This window comes from Mariniradius sediminis (genome assembly GCF_021491425.1).
Taxonomy (GTDB): domain Bacteria; phylum Bacteroidota; class Bacteroidia; order Cytophagales; family Cyclobacteriaceae; genus Mariniradius; species Mariniradius saccharolyticus.
Map to the genome: position 1 here is coordinate 226,305 of NZ_JAKEVZ010000002.1, position 18,208 is coordinate 244,512.

The window sequence follows — 18,208 nt, forward strand, 5'->3', positions numbered from 1 at the left end:
GAAAAGATCAAAGACATGAGAAAAAGCATTTTTCTTTCCATGCTATTGCTTTCTTCCTCCTTGGCTTGGGCGCAGCAAAAGATCAGCGGAACCATCTATGAAGACAGCAATGCCAACGGCAAAAAGGAACGGCGCGAAAAGGGAATACCGGCGGTTGCCATTTCCAATGGTATAGACGTCGTGTTGACTGACAAGGATGGGCGCTATGAACTCCCCATTGCGGAAGACCAGACGGTTTTCGTCATCAAACCATCGAGCCATGACCTGCCAAAGGATGCCAATAACATTCCCAAGTTCTACTACATCTACAAGCCCAATGGCTCCCCTGCCAACATGACTTATCCTGGCGTCAGGCCGACGGGACCATTGCCAAAGGCTTTGGATTTTGGGCTTTTGCCGGGGAAAAACGAGAAAGAATTCACGGGTTTAATATTCGGAGACCCGCAAACCTACACCTTGGATGAAATGGAATATTTCAAAAAAGGTATCGTTGCCCATGCCAAGGAATCCAGAAACATCACCTTTGGTGCATCCTTGGGAGATTTGGTGGGCGACAGGCCGGATTTCTTCCCATTGTATGCACAAGCAATCGGGCAGGTTGGACCAGTTTGGTACCAAGTGCTTGGCAACCACGACATGAACTTTGATGCGAAGGAAGATGCCTTTAGCGACGAATCCTTTACCGCCAATTTTGGACCTGCGACATATGCCTTCAATTATGGAGATGTCCATTTCGTCGTTTTGGAAGACATCCTTTATCCGGATCCTCGGGACGGGCAAGGGTATTGGGGTGGCTTGCGGTCTGACCAGTTGCAGTTTCTGGAAAATGACCTCAAACTCGTTCCAAAAGACAAATTGGTGGTATTGCTGATGCACATTCCGCTGTTTGAAGAAAACGGGGATAGCTTTAGGGATGCCGATAGGGAGAAAATCTTGTCCCTGCTCTCCCCCTTCGCCAACACGCTGTCGATGTCCGCCCATACCCATTACATGAAGCAAACCTTTTTTGGCATAAAAGATGGCTTCGAAGGTGCAAAGCCCCACCACCACTTCAATATTGGCACACCCTCCGGGGACTGGTACAGCGGCAAAATCCAGGCCGACGGGACACCGGAATCCACCATGCGCGATGGTTCGCCCAAAGGCTATGTCTACCTTGACATCAAAGGCACCGAATACCAAGCCCGGTACCAAGCGGCCGGAAAGCCCGCATCCTATCAGATGGAAATCTTTGCCCCAAAAGTCCTGGCCAAAGGCGTGCGAACCAATGCGAGCATCATCGTGAATTTCTTCACGGGCGCGCCGAGCGACAAGGTCCGCTACCGCATCAACAATGGCGAATGGAAAGCCATGACCCACATGGAGAGCTATGACCCAACATTCATGCTCAAGGTTTTTGAATGGGATACGACGGAGACCGTCATGCCCGGGCGCAGGCCTTCCAATCCCGCGATGACCGACCACCTGTGGCGGGCGCCAATTTCTTCCGACTTCCCGGTCGGGGAACACACGATTGAGGTCGAGGCAACCGACATGTTTGGACAGGTACATCGCGCAAGCAAGAAGTTCCGGGTGGCGCAATGAACTAAGTGAATAAAAAAAGAACCCCGATCCTTTGCAGGGTCGGGGTTTTTTATTGGCAAAACCTTGAATAAACTGTGCTCATCAGGGGTTATTTTCCCACCTTCAACTTCTGCAATATCCCCTCTTCCTTCATGATTTTTTCCAAATCCTCGACCGTCTTGGGTACAAAAGCGCTGAGGTTTTCATATCCTTTTTCAGTAATCAGGATGTTGTCCTCGATGCGGATTCCGATTCCCCACCATTTGGGGTCGACGGGACTGCCTTCGGGAATATAGATGCCAGGCTCAACTGTCAGAACCATACCCGGCTTCAAAGTCCCATATCCTCCCCTGTCGTGTACATCCAAGCCAAGGTGGTGGCCGATACCATGAGGGAAGTACGGATGCCGCTCACCTGCTTTGATCAATCCAAGCTTAGCGAGTCCCTCGTCGATTACCTTTTGGGCGGCAGCACCGACTGCCCGGTATTCGGCACCGGGTTTGCAGGCTGCGATACCCGCTTCCAAAGCCTGTAGGACTATTTCATAAAGGGCTTTTTCCTCTGGCGAAAAGACACCTTTTACCGGGACCGTCCGCGTGATATCCCCCGAGTAGCCTCGGTACTCGGCACCGACGTCCATCAGCATCACGCCTTTTTGGACGTTGGTGACGGAATTGTCTACGTAGTGTAGGATCGTGGAATTATTGCCCGAGCCGACAATCGTCCCGTAACCGATATACTCTGCGTCCATCGCTTTGTGGACGAATTCGTGCACACCTTGTATCGCCCTCTCAGATACGCCAGGCTGGATCGAGCGAAAGGATTCCATATGTGCCAACCCTGAGATTTCGATGGCTTTTCGCAGCAGGGCGATTTCTTCACTGGTCTTGATGGCACGGAGTTGGTCCATCATGCCGTTGAGCGCGATATCTGCAGGACGGGCTGGGGTTTTGTTGATTTCCTTGAGTCTGGCGACCATCGACTTGAGCGACACATTGTAGCTATTGGTTTCGATATCACCGATGTTGAAAGTCAAAATCTGCGAAACCGAGCCAAAATCGACGGCTGGATTTTTCAAGAAATCCCCGTAGACAAAAACACTTTCGAAACCCAATTTCTGCTTTGCCCCATCTGTGCCCAAACGAAGCCCATTCCATTGCTCCTTTGCAGGATCTTTGGGCTGAACATACAGGATTTCATCTATTTTTCGACCATCGATAGTTTGCGGGTTTTTGAAAAGAATCAAAGCTGCATTTGGCTCGCGAAAGCCTGTGAGGTAATAAAAGTCGGAATTTGGACGGTAATAAAAATCCGTATCGTTGGAGCGCATCTTGACGGGATTTGTAAATATGATAACCGCGGAATTCTCCGGCATCAGGGCCCGCAAGGCTTCCCTGCGACCTTTGTGAAAAGCAGGACTCAAGCCATCCTCAAAAAAAGACTGGGCAAAAGAAGACAGGTTGGCTGCCAGCAAACTCAAAAACAAGAGGGAAAAGAATCGTTTTTTCATGTTCCTACATACAAGATTTAGTTTTGAAATATACGAAGCTTTTTCATTTGGCCTCGGTTTTTGGTGTGATTTTGGGGGTAGCCATTTAAGCAATTGACCAGCGGAAAAGTACCACCAAAAGGATTGCCTATATTTGCGTCAAAATCTTACCCCAGAAAATGAAAAAAATCTCGGCACTGCTTCTACTTCTGATCTTGTTTCAGGTTTCATTTGCGCAGCAAAGGAAAAACCCTTCGCCATCAGCCAAGCCCAAGTTGGTGGTAGGTATCGTCGTGGACCAAATGCGTCAGGAATATTTCTACAAGTTCCAGGATCGCTATACAGAGGGCGGATTCAAAAGGCTGATGCGGGAAGGTTTTATGATGACAAATGGCCATTACAATTACATCCCGACCTACACTGGGCCGGGCCATGCTTCTGTTTACACCGGAACGACCCCGGCGACCCATGGCATTATCGCCAACGATTGGTATGTCAGGAAGCTCGGCAGAACGATCTACTGCGCAGAGGACTCGACCGTAGCAGCGGTCGGCGGAAGTGCGGAAAGTGGAAAAATTTCCCCGAGAAACATGCTCTCGACAACGATCTCCGATGAACTGAGACTAGCCACCAACAAACAATCCAAGGTGGTCGGTATCGCCATCAAAGACCGGGGAGCCTCCCTTCCTGCAGGCCACACCGGAGATGCCTATTGGTTTGATACCCAAACGGGTAATTTCATGACTTCGACGTACTACTATTCCGAATTACCTGATTGGGTGCAAAAATTTAATGATCGAAAATTGGCTGCACAATACCTTTCGAAGCCATGGACTACGCTTTTTCCCATCGAAACCTACACTAAGAGCATTGCGGATGACAATGCATTCGAAGGACCATTTATTGGGATGGAAAAAACGGTTTTTCCCTATGACTTGCCAAAGTTGATGGAAAACAATGGCGGATTCGGCTTGATCGGAACCACGCCATTCGGCAATACGCTGACCTTGGATATGGCCTATGCCGCAATCAAAGGGGAAAAACTGGGGCAAAGGGGCGTGACGGATTTATTGGCGATCAGTTTTTCTTCGCCGGACTATATCGGACATCGTTTTGGTCCTACCTCGGTCGAATTGGAAGACAATTACCTTCGGCTTGACAGGGATCTTGAGCAGTTTTTCAATTATTTGGACAAGGAATACGGGAAAGGGGAATACCTTGTCTTTCTGACCGCTGATCATGCCGTGGCGGATATAGTCGAATTCATGAGGAGTGAAAACATCCCTGCGGGTATATTCAACACCCGATTTATTCTGACCCAGATGAACGGATACTGCAGCATGCAATATGGCGAGGGATATTGGATACTGAACTTTTCCAATGAGCAGGTATTTATCAACCATAAGTTGGCAGAGGAGAGGAAAGTCCCGGTGGAAACCATCCAAAGAGACCTTGCGGATTTTCTGTTAAGGTTTGATGGCATCAAAGAAGTCTACACCGCAACGGACATGAAGCGGCAAGAATATTCGAGGGGGAAAGCAGAATTGCTGCAAATGGGATTCAGCCACAAGGCGTCTGGGGATTTGCTTCTTATTCTTGAACCAGCATGGCTTACGGGATTTCCTCGAGGAACTACCCATGGTACGGGATACACTTACGATACCCATGTTCCGATCGTGTTGATGGGTTGGAAAATCCCAACGGGACAGAGTTCCCGGTATGCTACCATCACCGACATCGCCCCTACCCTTTCGATGTTGCTGCAAATCAGGCTTCCCAACGGTGCAACCGGACAGCCAATCGGAGAGATTTTGGGACATTAGATCAATCTCTATAAAAAGTAAGGCCCCAGTCCATGAGTCTTGGCTCGCTGACTGGGGCTTTTTCCTTATCAATGGGCTTTTCTACTCAGTCCAGGACATGGGATAATTGGGATCTACGAATTCCAAGGCCTGGGTGGTCAGCTGCAAAGGCCGAAAAGTATCCAACATCACTGCATACTCGTGGGTTTCCTTTGCTCCGATGGATTTCTCAACCGTACCCGGATGCGGGCCATGTGGCAGCCCACCGACGTGAACCGTAAATGATCCGCGGTCGATCCCCTTTCTGCTCATAAACTCGCCTTCGGCATAATACAATACTTCGTCTGAATCGATATTGCTGTGGTTGTAGGGTGCAGGAATGGCCAATGGATGGTAATCAAACAACCTTGGCACAAAGGAACAAATCACAAAGCCCCAAGCCTGAAAAGTCTGATGGACCGGTGGCGGCTGATGGATTCTTCCTGTGATGGGCTCAAAGTCATGAATAGAAAGTGCATAAGGATACAAAAACCCGTCCCAACCCACAATGTCCAAAGGACTGTGCGCATAGGTATACGGATGCAACATGCCGCCTTTCTTGATTTGAACCAAATACTCTCCCTTGGCGCTTTCCGTCACCAATTCGCCGGGTGGACGGATATCCCGCTCGCAGTAAGGGGAATGCTCCAGCAACTGCCCAAGTTCATTGCGATAGCGCTTCACCGTCTCGATCGGGCCATGGGATTCGATAATCAAAAGTCTCAAGGGGCCTTCCTCATTGAATTCGAAGCGATAAATGGTCGTCCGGGGTATTACAATGTAGTCTCCCTTCCTCACTTCCAGTTTGCCAAATTGGGAATACATCACTCCCTCACCATCGTGGATGTATATCAGCTCATCTCCATCCGCATTTTTGAAAAAGTAATCCATCTTCCGCTGTTCGGGGGCGCAAATGCCCATCATCACGTCTCCGTTCATCATGAGCATTTTCCTGGCACTCAGGTAATGCTGTCCGGTCGTACCCACACCTGTTGTCTTGAGGTGGGTTTGTTTCAAACCATATTCTTTGGCCGGTTCCCAATGGTAGGGACTGGGGTGGCCAATGGACTTGACGTTGTTGGGATTGTGGATATGGTACAGGTTTGAATAAATTCCCGAAAATCCCTTGGAGCTTACAAGCTCTTCCTTGTACAAACTGCCGTCAGGTTGCCGAAATTGAGTATGTCTTTTTGGAGGAATCTGGCCAAGCCGAAAGTAATATGCCATGGTATTTGGGTTTATGTTGCTGTGTCAAATTTACATAAAATGGTCAGAGTTGGGAGAGATTTCTTCACGATCCAAAACCTCGATCGCCTCCGGAACCATTCATCCGTTTTTCCTTAAACGTTTGGTGCCAAAATTGGGAAAAAGCAAATTTTGCATTTTCTTCACATGAGAATCCCCAATTCTCCAAACCTAGAAAACAATGATCTACCCGTTTGTTCTATTCTCGTTCGCGATTTTGGTCTTTTCATTTTCATCACCTAACGACAATGATCCGATCTGGTCCGACGAATTCGATTACTCAGGTTTGCCCGATTCAACCAAGTGGATATACGACGTCGGTGACCACGGCTGGGGCAACAACGAGCTCCAGTATTACACCCGAGGTGATTTGAGAAACGCCAGGGTGGAAAATGGCATCCTGATTATCGAAGCCCATCGGGACAGCAGCTTCAACAAGGCCTACAGCTCCGCAAGACTCCTGACACGGGGAAAGGGTTTTTGGCAGTATGGTTATTTCGAAATCAAAGCCAAGCTCCCAAAAGGCCGTGGGACCTGGCCGGCCATCTGGATGATGCCGGAGAGTAGCAAGTATGGCGGATGGCCCAAAAGTGGCGAAATCGACATCATGGAACATGTAGGCTACGACCAAGGTGTAATCCACGGAACTGTCCACACCGCTGCTTTTAACCACGTCAGAGGCACACATTTGGGAAAGCAAAAGTCCGTGCCCGATTGTTCTGAGGCTTTTCACGTGTATGCGATTGACTGGAAATCCGACAAAATAGATTTCTACATCGACGGGAAGCATTATTTTACCTTTGCCAAAACGGATTCGGGAAAATCGGAAGAATGGCCATTCGACCATCCTTTCCACCTGATTCTCAATATTGCCGTGGGCGGAAACTGGGGAGGAACGAAAGGCGTCGCGGGGGACATTTGGCCACAACGGATGGAAGTGGACTATGTGCGTGTCTTTTCAAAAAAACCGCGTTGATCGTCGGGTTGAGAATTGTATAGACCAAGGACAAACGGCGCGAACTTTTTGGCGAAATTTCGTTTTAGTGATACATGGCTCCCAAAAAACCAACAAAGACTTTTTCATTCACGGGCTTTCTCAAAATGAGCAGACCCGTCAACCTCGTCATTGTGGCCTTCGCCCAGTTGATGACCGCATACTTTTTGGTAGAAACCACGGGTTCGGGCCATTCTGTCCTCCTTGACCCCAACCTGTATGCTATCATTCTCTCGACCGTAATCCTCGCCGCTGCCGGCTACATGATCAATGACTACTACGATGTCAAAATCGATTATGTCAACAAGCCCGAGGAAGTGATCATCGGCAAAGGGATGAAGCGAAGGATGGTGCTTTTCCTCCATTCGGCACTGAATTTCACAGGAATTGGGATTGGATACATTGTCAGTCCAAAGATTGCACTGATCAACTTTATCGCCGCCTTTCTACTCTGGCTTTACAGCAACTCACTCAAGCGGCAGCCTTTTATCGGCAACTTGGTAGTAGCTTTGCTGACCGGGGTGACGATTTGGATCATCGGGTTCTACTACCAAAAGTCAGAATTGCTGGTGTTGACTTATGCCATTTTCGCCTTCTTTCTCAATTTGATCCGGGAAATCATCAAGGACATTGAGGACAGGCAAGGCGACCGCAAGCATGGTTGCAGGACGCTGCCAATCGTCATCGGTTTTCGGAATACCAAAAAAGTGATTTTTGTGATTGCGATTGGATTCGTCTGTGCGATCCTGATCGTGACCTTCAAGATCAACAACCAATTGCTCTTTTACTATTTCGGCGGATTGAGCCTGCTATTTTTTCTCTTTATGTACAAAATTTATATCGCCGACCGAAAGGCACATTTCACCCAACTCAGCGTGCTGTCCAAGCTGCTGATGCTGACTGGGATTATGAGTATGGGGTTTTTGTAACCATTGAATTTGCTTTTTTTCTCTGGATCAGGCTGTGACTGGCAGAAAAACCTTTTGGCCAAAAATATCTGCTTAGCTCCAAAAAATTTACTCTTTTTGCTTCCAAACGTTAACACTTAGGGTTTCATATTGTTTCCAATACAAAACATTTTTATCTATTTTTGTTTTCAATACAGAACATTTTTAAATTTATTTGTTTTCAATAGAAAACATTTTCAATACCTTTGTAACGAAATATCAAACTGAAAAAATGGAAGAGCTACTTGATTTTCAAGCAAATATATTCAGGCAAACCACTGAGACTTGGTACAGGTATCTCTTGGACAATCTAGAATCAGAAGAAAGGCTATTGGGACTGAAGGGGCTAAGGGGCGTCGGCAAAACCACCCTACTGATCCAATTTGCCAAATACAGGTATGCCGAAAAAACAAAAGTCTTGTATGTGACGGCTGACCATCCCTATTTCTATTCAAACACGCTGTTTGATTTGGCTAGCCTTTGGAACAAAAACGACGGCAAACTCCTGATGATCGACGAGGTCCATAAATACCCCAATTGGTCAAGGGAACTGAAGCTGATCAATGATGGATTTCCAGCGCTGCAAGTGTTCTTCACCAGTTCCTCGGCTTTGGACCTTTACCGTGGAGAATCCGACCTCAGCCGCAGACTCGCTGTCCAAAACCTCGAAGGGCTTTCCTTTCGGGAGTATTTGAACTTCTTTGAGGGACATGATTTCAAGCCTTTGACATTGGCTGAAATCCTGAAAGACCACGTTTCGCTCGCACAGGAAATCACCAAGGACTTCCATCCACTGCCTTCGTTCAAATCTTACTTGAGCTCGGGATATTTCCCTTTTGCCAAGAATCTGAAAGCGACTGCCGTGCCTGCCAGGATTATCCAAACGCTGAACACGGTTTTGGAAACGGACCTGGCATTTGCGCAAGATTACAGTGCTGGAAATGTGGCCAAGGTCAAAAGGCTCCTCGGCGTAATAGCGGCCTCGGTGCCCTTTACGCCAAATATTTCCACGATTGCGGAAAAACTGGGACTCAGCCGAAACACAGTATACATGTACCTGCGGCATTTGGAAGATGCAAAGATCATCAGGATCGTCAACAGGCCCGACAAAAACCTCGGCAGCCTACAAAAGCCTGACAAAATCTATTTCGAAAATCCAAACTTCGCCTATGCATTGCAACCGGATGCCAACATAGGTGCAGTAAGGGAGACCTTCTTTGCCAATCAGATTGCCAATGCGACCAAAGCGGTGCATCTAAGTGAAAAGGGGGACTTTCTTGTCGAAAACCAATTTATCTTCGAAATCGGTGGAGCCAAAAAAAGTTTTGACCAAATCAAAGACCTGCCAGAAAGCTTCATCGCTGCGGATGAAATAGAGATCGGATTTGGGAACAAAATCCCGCTTTGGCTTTTTGGCTTTTTGTATTGATCGAGGGTCGTTCCACCAAAGACCAAGTCTCTTTGGTGGGATTGGCCCATCTTTTTACCTTTGGAGGAAAATCAACTCCGCATCGTTTTGAAAAAAATCGCCATCCTCGCCTCGGGCAGCGGCAGCAACGCCGAAGAAATCATCAAGCATTTCCACGGCTCTCCCAAAGCTGAAGTCATTTTGATCGGATCCAACAAGCCGGATGCCTACGTCCTCGAGCGCGCCAAGAAATTCAAAATCCCTGCATTTGTCTTTTCAAAAGGCCAATTGGACGGGGGCGAAGTGACAAAAAAGCTGCTCGAATCAGGTGCGGATTGGGTTGTATTGGCGGGATTCCTACTCAAGGTGCCCGACAACCTCATCACGGCATTCCCTGACCGCATCGTTAATATCCATCCTGCCCTGCTGCCTAACTATGGCGGAAAAGGCATGTACGGCATGCGTGTACACGAGGCTGTGCGAAATTCAGGAGATGGCCAGACCGGTATCACGATCCACTTGGTCAATCAACACTATGACGAAGGAAAAATCATCTTCCAAGCTGCAGTTCCCATTTCTGCAGAGGATTCTCCCGAAGACATAGCCCAAAAAGTCCACCAACTCGAATACAAATACTTCCCAAAAGTGATCGAAAGCCTGCTATAATCCATTGGTTTTCCTACCTTTGCGGCTTGAAAAAATTTCCCCCATCCATACCTAGACAATTTTCACAAGACCTTTGGGTCTTAGTGAATTTGTGGCAAATCACACCATGGCAAGCAAAAAAATACAGTCCGCCCTTATTTCTGTCTATTACAAGGACAACCTCGAACCTATCATTGCACTGCTGAAGCAGCACGGCGTCAAAATCTACTCCACCGGAGGCACCCAACAATTCATCGAACAACAAGGTGCGGAAGTAATTCCTGTCGAAGAACTGACTGGCTATCCTTCGATTTTTGGCGGCAGGGTCAAGACACTTCACCCAAAAATCTTCGGGGGTATCTTGCATAGAAGAGAAAATGCCGGCGACGTTTCCCAAGCGGCTGAATTTGGCATCCCCGCCATTGATTTGGTGATCGTGGACTTGTATCCGTTTGAGGAAACAGTGGCTTCTGGTGCGGCAGAGGCAGATATCATCGAAAAAATCGACATCGGTGGAATTTCCCTCATCCGTGCTGCGGCAAAAAACTTCAAGGACGTGGTCATCATCGCTTCCAAAGCCCAGTACGGCGAATTGGAGGAAAGATTGAAAGCGCAGGGTGGTGCCACCACGCTGGATGACAGGAGATATTTCGCGGCGCAGGCCTTTCAGGTTTCATCAAGTTACGACACCCATATCTTCAATTACTTTAACCAATCGGAGCAAATCCCTGCACTGAAGGTTTCCGAATCAAGATCAAAGACCCTGCGCTACGGCGAAAACCCGCATCAAGCGGCAAGGTTTTTTGGCAATTTGGAGGAAATGTTTGAGCAGTTGAACGGCAAGGAACTTTCCTACAACAACCTCGTGGACATTGACGCAGCCGTTGCCTTGATTGCAGAGTTTGATGGAGAAACTGCTTTCGCAATTCTCAAACATACCAATGCCTGTGGCTGCGCAGTGGCGTCGTCCGTCAAAGAAGCCTACCAAAAAGCCTTTGCCGCCGATACCACTTCGGCTTTTGGAGGTGTTTTGGTCACCAACCAAAACGTGGATTTGGCTGCGGCAGAGGAAATGAATAGTCTGTTTTTTGAAGTCTTGATCGCGCCGTCCTTTGATGCGGATGCTTTGGCACTTCTGAAAGGCAAGAAAAACCGAATCCTGCTTTTGCAAAAAATCCAAGCCCCCGGCACCAAACAAATCAAAACTTTGCTCAACGGCATCATCGAGCAGGACAAGGACCTGAAGACCGAGACGAAAGCAGATTTCAAAGTGGTGACGAAAATCGCCCCAACTGCCGCGGAACAAGAAGCGCTTGTTTTTGCTGCAAAAGTCTGCAAACATACCAAGTCCAACACCATCGTTCTCAGCAACAGCAACCAACTCTTTGCTTCCGGTGTGGGCCAAACTTCCCGCGTGGATGCATTGAGGCAAGCGATCGATAAGGCAAGGGCATTTGGCTTCGACCTCAAGGGCGCCGTGATGGCCTCCGATGCGTTTTTCCCCTTCCCCGATTGTGTGGATATTGCCCATCAGGCGGGTATTTCAGCTGTGGTGCAGCCGGGCGGCTCGATCAAGGACCAAGACAGCATCGACTTCTGCGATGCCCACGGCATGTCCATGGTGATGACAGGCGTCAGGCATTTTAAACATTAAGCAGCGAGAGACTAGAAGCGAGAGGCGAGAAATAAGAGACAAGAAACGAGAGACAAGACCTTCGGGAGAGAATCCCGGAGGTTTTTTTTGCGGGATTTTGGAACCTCATTTTTTTCACATCCGCGGTCTCAATAAAATCCCGCAAATCAACCAACACTAAATAGTATGAGTTTTTTTTCTAATCTCCTTTACTAGAATTTCAGCGAGATCGGCTCTCCCCTTCATTTCCTCACGCCAATCCCCTATTTTGCAGCGGAATTCACGCCTTAGTCCATTCTTCCTATTTTGTACCTCGTACAAATTCAACCATGAAGCAACACCAGTTAAAAATCCACAATACCCTTTCCCGCGAAAAGGAGACTTTTGAACCCATCAACCCTCCCTTTGTAGGTATGTACGTCTGTGGGCCGACAGTGTATGGCGATGCCCACTTGGGCCATGCCCGACCCGCAGTCACATTCGACACGGTCAACAGGTACCTCAGCCATCTCGGTTATCGGGTCCGCTATGTCCGCAATATCACCGATGTGGGCCACCTCCAAGGTGACGCGGACGAGGGCGAGGACAAGATTGCCAAAAAAGCGAAACTCGAACAGCTCGAGCCCATGGAGGTCGCCCAGCAGTATACCGACACCTACCACCGGGATATGGAGCTCCTCAATACCCTCAAGCCAAACATCGAGCCCAGAGCGACCGGCCATATTCCCGAGCAAATCGCCTTGGTCCAAGCCATTCTCGACGAGGGCTTGGCCTACGAGGTCAATGGTTCCGTTTACTTCGACGTGCTCAAGTACAACGAGCGCGAGCAATATGGAAAGCTTTCCGGTCGGATTTTGGACGAATTGGTATCCGGTACGCGTGACTTGGATGGCCAGGGAGAAAAGCGGAATCCGGTGGACTTTGCACTTTGGAAAAATGCCGCCCCAGAGCACCTGATGAAATGGGAATCGCCTTGGGGCGTGGGATTCCCAGGCTGGCACTTGGAATGTACGGCCATGTCATCCAAATACTTGGGCAAACAGTTTGACATCCACGGTGGCGGTATGGACTTGATGTTTCCGCACCACGAGTGCGAAATCGCCCAAGGCAACGCCTGCAACCATCAGGATCCCGCCAAATATTGGATGCACAACAACATGATCACCATCAATGGCCAAAAGATGGGGAAATCGTTGGGCAATTTCATCACGCTGCAGGAGCTGTTTACCGGAAACCATAAGCTGCTCGAGCAAGCCTACAGTCCGATGACGATCCGCTATTTTATACTGACGGCGCATTACCGCTCGACCTTGGACTTCTCCAACGACGCGCTCAAAGCCGCACAAAAAGGCTACAAGAAAATCATCAACGGGCTTCGGATCGCCAAAAGCCTCGCATATATTGAGGACGAATCTGTGCAGCCTGATGCAGAGCAAATCAAGCAATTGGAAAACAGCATCACCTATGCCTACAGGGCCATGGATGATGATTTCAATACGGCGCAGGCCATCGGACACCTGTTCAACATTCTGAAAAAGATCAATTCGCTTTACACCGGACAACTGCATGCCGCACAGTTTGGTAAAGAAATGTTTGAAAAAATGATCCAAACATATGTCGTGTTCGTAGAAAAAATCCTGGGATTGAAGGAGGAAAAATCCGACAGCCAAGACGCCATATTGGATTTGCTTCTGAAAATCTACGCTGACGCCAAAACCTCCAGAAACTACGCCAAGGTGGATGAAATCCGTGCCGGGCTGAAAAACATGGGCATCGTCGTCAAGGACATGAAAGACAAAATCGACTGGGCGTATGAAGAATAGATTGTTGCCGCTTTGGCTGCTTTTTTTGGTGTTCGCTTGGAGCTGTAGCAGCGACAAGATTACCGAAAAAGCCCAGGAACCCATTTCCCACCGGCCCGCACCCCAATTCAATGCGGATTCGGCTTATGCATTTATCCAACAGCAAGTGGATTTTGGGCCGCGTGTTCCCAATACCCCCAGCCATCAGAAAACGAAGGAATGGATGATCGGAAAACTGGAAGGTTATGGAATGACCGTTCAGAAGCAGGAATTTCAGGCCAAAACCTACGACAACCTGACTTTGAACCTCACCAACATCATTGCTTCCTACAAATCCGAAGCCAGCAAGCGCATCTTGTTGGCGGCACATTGGGATACACGCCGCATCGCAGATAAGGATACGGAGCGCATCGATGAACCCATAGATGGTGCCAACGACGGCGGGTCAGGCGTTGGCGTATTGTTGGAAATCGCACGGATACTCGCCAGCGACACCCTCCAACCCAATGTCGGCATCGACTTCATTTTCTTCGATGGAGAGGATGACGGTGAGCCGGAAAATGCCCCTACACGCAATTCAAGCCAAGTATGGTGGTGCCTCGGGTCACAGCATTGGTCCAAAAACCCCCACAAACCAGGATATCAAGCTTACTATGGAATCTTGGTGGACTTGGTCGGTGCCAAGGGTGCCAGGTTCTACAAAGAGGGCTATTCGATGAAAAATGCAAAAAACATTGTCAACAAGGTGTGGAATTACGCCGCGGAATTGGGATATTCAGACTTCTTTGTGATGAGAGAGGCTCCAGAGATCATTGATGACCATGTTTTCGTAAATCGGGATGCAAAAATCCCCATGATCGACATCATCGAGTTTTCGCCCGATTTTGGTTTTGGGCGCTACCACCATACCCATATGGACAACATGGAAATCATCGACCGGAGGACATTGAGAGCAGTGGGACAAACAGTGCTTTTCACCGTCTATCAGGAAGAGTAACCATCATTTACTAACCACAACTACCATGAAAAAAGGCCACCAGGTAACGATGAAAGAGATCGCGAGGAAATTGGGGGTCTCCGTTTCCACCGTTTCCAGAGCACTCAAGGACTCCCCCGAACTGCATCCCGATACCAAAAAGAAAATCGTGGAAGCCGCCAAGGCCATGAATTACCAGTACAACCTCCTCGCCCAGAGTCTGCGCATCAGCCGAAGCAAGGTACTGGGAGTCATCGTGCCGGAGTTGACCTCGCATTTTTTCTCCAGCAATATCAGCGGTATTTCGGATACCGCCTACAGGCGGGGATACAACGTGATGATTTGCCAGTCCAACGAATCCTACGAACAGGAAAAAGCCAACGTCAAAACATTGGTTTCCTCGCAGGTAGATGGCCTGTTGATTTCCCTCAGTCGCGAGACCAAGTCCTATGAACACCTCCAAGAACTGTATGACCGGGAAATCCCTTTCATCATGTTTGACAGGGTGACGGAGGAAATACCCGTGTCCAAGGTGACTGTCGATGACGCCCATGGCGCCTATTTGGCGGTACACCATTTGTTGGAACAGGGCTGCAGGAAAATCGCCTACTTCTCGGGACCTGAAGATTTGTACATTTCCAAAAAACGGAAAGAAGGATACCTGGAGGCGCTCAAAGAATTTGGAATCCCGGAATCAGAAGCCAGAATTTACGTAACTGACCTTACCCCAGAGGGGAACCGGAAGATCAGTCTGCAAATGATAGCGGAGAAAGATCGCCCGGATGCGGTTTTTGCCATGATTGATCCCTTGGCGATAGACCTGATGACGGTTTTGAAGGAAAAAGGCGTCAAAATCCCGGATGAAATAGCGCTTGCCGGATTTACCAACAATCCAACCTCGGCCGTGGTCGATCCTTCCCTGACGACCATTTCCCAACCGGGTTACGAAATGGGGAAAATCGCAGCCAACCACCTACTCGACCAACTCGACGAGATCGTCTCTGACGAACCCCAATCATTTGTCCTCCAAACGACTTTGGTGGCAAGAGAATCGTCCAAGAAAAAACACTGATAATCCAGACCATGTCGCTTTCCCTTTCTTCTAAAAAATTTGGAAAAACCCCTTCAGGCGATGAAGTAACGCTGTTTACCCTCAGCCTTAACAAAAAAGTATCCCTGTCCGTCATGGATTACGGCGCCACTTGGACCCATCTTTTTATTCCAGATAGAAATGGGAAAATGGAAGACGTGTTGCTGGGATTTGATTCCATGAAAGGCTACACCGATCCGGAATACCTGGACAACTACTGTTATCTGGGTTCGACGGTCGGGAGAATCGCCGGAAGGATCGGCGGCAATAAATTTGAGTTGGATGGGAAAATATACCGCCTCCCACTCAATGCGGGCACTTCTCACCTGCACGGAGGCATACGGGGTTGGGACAGGAAGATGTGGTCCGTCGAACCTTTTGAGACAGATGATTCGGTGGGCATTACCTTCTACTACAAAAGCCCGGACGGGGAAGAAAACTATCCGGGAACAATCGATATTTGGGTCACCTACACCTTGGATGCAACGGGCTTGGTCGAGATCAAGTACAAGGCCATCTCAGACCAAAAAACAATCATCAACCCTACCAACCACGCTTACTTCAACCTCAGCGGCAAGTTTGACCAGTCGATCGAAGACCATGTTTTTTGGATAAATGCGGATTCGTTTTTGCCCATGGACGAAAACAGCATCCCAACTGGAGCACTTTTCCCGGTTGACGGAAGCGCATTTGATTTTCGTACCCCTACCCGATTGTCGAAAAATCTCGGATTGCACGACCCGCAATTGGAGGTTGCAGGTGGAATCGATCACTGCTTCGTCCTCAACCAGTCGGAAGATTGTGCGATCCTGTACCATGAGGGAAGCGGTCGGGAACTGATCCTTTCGACCACGGAACCAGGACTGCAGGTCTACACTTCCAATTACATGAATGCTTCCTTCACAGGAAAGCACGGCATTCGTCCCGGGAAAAGGGTGGCGATCTGCCTGGAAACGCAGCATTACCCTGACTCCATCAACCAGCCCGATTTCCCAAGTGTTGTTTTGATGCCAGGAGAGATTTTTGACTCAAGGACACAATTCAGATTCAGGGCAGAATGATCGCCGTACATATCCAGCAACTTTTCAGGGAAATCTTTGAAAAAGAACCCCTTCTTGTCTATTCCCCCGGCCGAATCAACCTCATCGGCGAACACACCGACTACAACAACGGTTTCGTCATGCCAGCCGCTATTGACAAGAAAATGATGGTGGCCATCGCCGCCAACGATAGCGATCAAGCCCGTATCTACTCATCGGATTTCAAAGAAGAATTTGCATTTGACCTGAAAAGCTTTGGCCCGAAAAAAGGCCACTGGTCAACCTATATCATGGGCATCACCGCCCAAATCAAGCAGGCGGGCTATCCCGTCCGGGGCTTCGACATGGTTTTTGGCGGAGATATCCCGGTCGGCGCCGGACTTTCTTCTTCCGCAGCTTTGGAATGCGCTTCTGGTTTCGCGATCTCAGCGCTTTTTGGATTCAATATTCCACCCATTTCGCTGGTGCATTATGCCCAAAAAGCCGAACATGTCTTTGCGGGAGTTCAGTGCGGCATCATGGACCAATTTGCATCCGTGATGGGGAAAAAGAACCACGTCATCCGCCTGGATTGCCAAAACCTGTCCTACGAATACTTTCCACTGGACTTGGGTGAATACCAAATCCTCCTCATCGACACCCAAGTAAAGCACTCCTTGGCTGATTCGGCCTATAACCGACGCAGGAATGAATGTGCCGAAGTGGTGTTGATTGCCCAGCAAAATATTCCTGCGGTGAAATCACTCAGGGATCTGCGCTTGAAAGATTTGGAAGCTGTTAAGCCTTTCTTAGACGAGGAAGTTTACAGGCGGGGCGATTATGTCATCGAGGAAAACAACCGGGTCTTGGAAGCAAGCGAAGCCCTGCAGGCAAATGACTTGAAGAAATTCGGGAAATTGATGTATGCCTCCCATGATGGATTGAGCAAGAAGTATGATGTCAGCTGTGCCGAGCTCGATTTCTTGGTGGATTTCACCAAACCCTTGGACTACGTACTCGGCAGCAGGATGATGGGAGGCGGATTTGGCGGCTGTACAATCAATCTGGTCAAGACAAGCCAAACAGAAACCCTTCAAACACGGATTGCAGAAACCTACTTTCGGAAATTTGGCACTAGCCCAAAATTCTATGCGGTGAAAGCCGAAAATGGCACTGGATTGCTCAATCCTTAGCCCTCCCCTCCTCGGTGTAGTGTAAACTTTCGTTGATGGCTGGATGGAATTTCTGATTCCACCCATTTATAAGTCCATCCGCGACATATGTCGGGATGAAATTGGAATTTACTACCAAGTTCCCCATCGGAATATTGATTATCATGCGAATTACATCCCGACAGCGGTACTGGATCGAAATTTATAGAAAAGGGCAGTTTCAAACTACCCCTAGCGCCTTCGCTAAATCACATGTACATGATGAATTTAGTAAAGTTATAACTTGACTTTACAAGGCTACTTGTAAAGCAATACCTTCACTATAATGGAATCGATTTATCTCCTCTAGACGTAGTAAAAAACCTTCGGTGGTGGAGCAGATCG

Annotated in this window: 14 protein-coding genes; 12 read left to right on the forward strand and 2 right to left on the reverse strand. The window is 48.5% G+C overall.

The window, feature by feature from the left end; genetic code table 11:
* Positions 1-15: 15 nt before the first annotated feature.
* Positions 16-1,584: a calcineurin-like phosphoesterase C-terminal domain-containing protein gene (locus L0U89_RS03655; protein ID WP_234860282.1), complete on the forward strand. Its 1,569-nt coding sequence runs from the start codon at positions 16-18 to the stop codon at positions 1,582-1,584.
* An 88-nt stretch (positions 1,585-1,672) separates the two neighbouring features.
* On the opposite strand, the gene L0U89_RS03660 is transcribed toward L0U89_RS03655, so the two are convergent.
* On the reverse strand, positions 1,673-3,073 hold the full coding sequence (locus tag L0U89_RS03660; protein ID WP_234860283.1) for an aminopeptidase P N-terminal domain-containing protein: 1,401 nt from the start codon (positions 3,071-3,073) through the stop codon (positions 1,673-1,675).
* Positions 3,074-3,231: 158 nt separating this feature from the next.
* On the opposite strand from L0U89_RS03660, the gene pafA reads away from it, so the two are divergent.
* Positions 3,232-4,875, forward strand: coding sequence for an alkaline phosphatase PafA (gene pafA / locus L0U89_RS03665; RefSeq protein WP_234860284.1), 1,644 nt, complete (start codon positions 3,232-3,234; stop codon positions 4,873-4,875).
* An 81-nt stretch (positions 4,876-4,956) separates the two neighbouring features.
* Here the strand turns inward: pafA and L0U89_RS03670 are convergent, their stop codons facing one another.
* Positions 4,957-6,120, reverse strand: coding sequence for a homogentisate 1,2-dioxygenase (locus tag L0U89_RS03670; protein WP_234860285.1), 1,164 nt, complete (start codon positions 6,118-6,120; stop codon positions 4,957-4,959).
* Positions 6,121-6,319: 199 nt separating this feature from the next.
* On the opposite strand from L0U89_RS03670, the gene L0U89_RS03675 reads away from it, so the two are divergent.
* From L0U89_RS03675 to L0U89_RS03720, 10 genes are all read left to right on the forward strand, one after another.
* Positions 6,320-7,114, forward strand: a complete 795-nt coding sequence (locus L0U89_RS03675; RefSeq protein WP_234860286.1) for a glycoside hydrolase family 16 protein — start codon at positions 6,320-6,322, stop codon at positions 7,112-7,114.
* A gap of 74 nt (positions 7,115-7,188) precedes the next feature.
* Positions 7,189-8,061 (forward strand): geranylgeranylglycerol-phosphate geranylgeranyltransferase, encoded by an 873-nt coding sequence (locus L0U89_RS03680; protein WP_234860287.1) that lies wholly within the window; start codon positions 7,189-7,191, stop codon positions 8,059-8,061.
* A gap of 250 nt (positions 8,062-8,311) precedes the next feature.
* Positions 8,312-9,508 (forward strand): ATP-binding protein, encoded by a 1,197-nt coding sequence (locus L0U89_RS03685; RefSeq protein WP_234860288.1) that lies wholly within the window; start codon positions 8,312-8,314, stop codon positions 9,506-9,508.
* An 87-nt stretch (positions 9,509-9,595) separates the two neighbouring features.
* Entirely contained in the window at positions 9,596-10,153 is a 558-nt protein-coding gene (gene purN / locus L0U89_RS03690; RefSeq protein WP_234860289.1) for a phosphoribosylglycinamide formyltransferase, read from the forward strand.
* 106 nt (positions 10,154-10,259) lie between these two features.
* Positions 10,260-11,786, forward strand: a complete 1,527-nt coding sequence (gene purH / locus L0U89_RS03695; protein ID WP_234860290.1) for a bifunctional phosphoribosylaminoimidazolecarboxamide formyltransferase/IMP cyclohydrolase — start codon at positions 10,260-10,262, stop codon at positions 11,784-11,786.
* 308 nt (positions 11,787-12,094) lie between these two features.
* Entirely contained in the window at positions 12,095-13,588 is a 1,494-nt protein-coding gene (cysS, locus tag L0U89_RS03700) for a cysteine--tRNA ligase (protein ID WP_234860291.1), read from the forward strand.
* Complete coding sequence (locus tag L0U89_RS03705) at positions 13,578-14,564, forward strand: M28 family peptidase (RefSeq protein WP_234860292.1); 987 nt, start codon at positions 13,578-13,580, stop codon at positions 14,562-14,564. The genes cysS and L0U89_RS03705 overlap by 11 nt, the downstream gene beginning before the upstream one ends.
* 25 nt (positions 14,565-14,589) lie before the next feature.
* Positions 14,590-15,615 carry a LacI family DNA-binding transcriptional regulator gene (locus tag L0U89_RS03710; protein ID WP_008629265.1) on the forward strand — a complete coding sequence of 342 codons (1,026 nt, stop codon included), beginning with the start codon at positions 14,590-14,592 and terminating at the stop codon, positions 15,613-15,615.
* Between the two features lie 11 nt (positions 15,616-15,626).
* Positions 15,627-16,694, forward strand: a complete 1,068-nt coding sequence (locus L0U89_RS03715; protein ID WP_234860293.1) for an aldose epimerase family protein — start codon at positions 15,627-15,629, stop codon at positions 16,692-16,694.
* Entirely contained in the window at positions 16,691-17,845 is a 1,155-nt protein-coding gene (locus L0U89_RS03720; protein ID WP_234860294.1) for a galactokinase, read from the forward strand. The genes L0U89_RS03715 and L0U89_RS03720 overlap by 4 nt, the downstream gene beginning before the upstream one ends.
* Positions 17,846-18,208: the final 363 nt, after the last annotated feature.

Excerpts from the sequence above, each read along its gene's own strand:
- L0U89_RS03680 (WP_234860287.1), top strand. The coding sequence starts at position 7,189 with ATGGCTCCCAAAAAACCAACAAAGACTTTTTCATTCACGGGCTTTCTC.
- L0U89_RS03670 (WP_234860285.1), bottom strand. The coding sequence starts at position 6,120 with ATGGCATATTACTTTCGGCTTGGCCAGATTCCTCCAAAAAGACATACT.
- L0U89_RS03660 (WP_234860283.1), bottom strand. The coding sequence starts at position 3,073 with ATGAAAAAACGATTCTTTTCCCTCTTGTTTTTGAGTTTGCTGGCAGCC.
- L0U89_RS03705 (WP_234860292.1), top strand. The coding sequence starts at position 13,578 with ATGAAGAATAGATTGTTGCCGCTTTGGCTGCTTTTTTTGGTGTTCGCT.
- cysS (WP_234860291.1), top strand. The coding sequence starts at position 12,095 with ATGAAGCAACACCAGTTAAAAATCCACAATACCCTTTCCCGCGAAAAG.
- L0U89_RS03715 (WP_234860293.1), top strand. The coding sequence starts at position 15,627 with ATGTCGCTTTCCCTTTCTTCTAAAAAATTTGGAAAAACCCCTTCAGGC.
- L0U89_RS03675 (WP_234860286.1), top strand. The coding sequence starts at position 6,320 with ATGATCTACCCGTTTGTTCTATTCTCGTTCGCGATTTTGGTCTTTTCA.
- L0U89_RS03655 (WP_234860282.1), top strand. The coding sequence starts at position 16 with ATGAGAAAAAGCATTTTTCTTTCCATGCTATTGCTTTCTTCCTCCTTG.
- L0U89_RS03685 (WP_234860288.1), top strand. The coding sequence starts at position 8,312 with ATGGAAGAGCTACTTGATTTTCAAGCAAATATATTCAGGCAAACCACT.
- L0U89_RS03720 (WP_234860294.1), top strand. The coding sequence starts at position 16,691 with ATGATCGCCGTACATATCCAGCAACTTTTCAGGGAAATCTTTGAAAAA.
- pafA (WP_234860284.1), top strand. The coding sequence starts at position 3,232 with ATGAAAAAAATCTCGGCACTGCTTCTACTTCTGATCTTGTTTCAGGTT.
- purH (WP_234860290.1), top strand. The coding sequence starts at position 10,260 with ATGGCAAGCAAAAAAATACAGTCCGCCCTTATTTCTGTCTATTACAAG.
- L0U89_RS03710 (WP_008629265.1), top strand. The coding sequence starts at position 14,590 with ATGAAAAAAGGCCACCAGGTAACGATGAAAGAGATCGCGAGGAAATTG.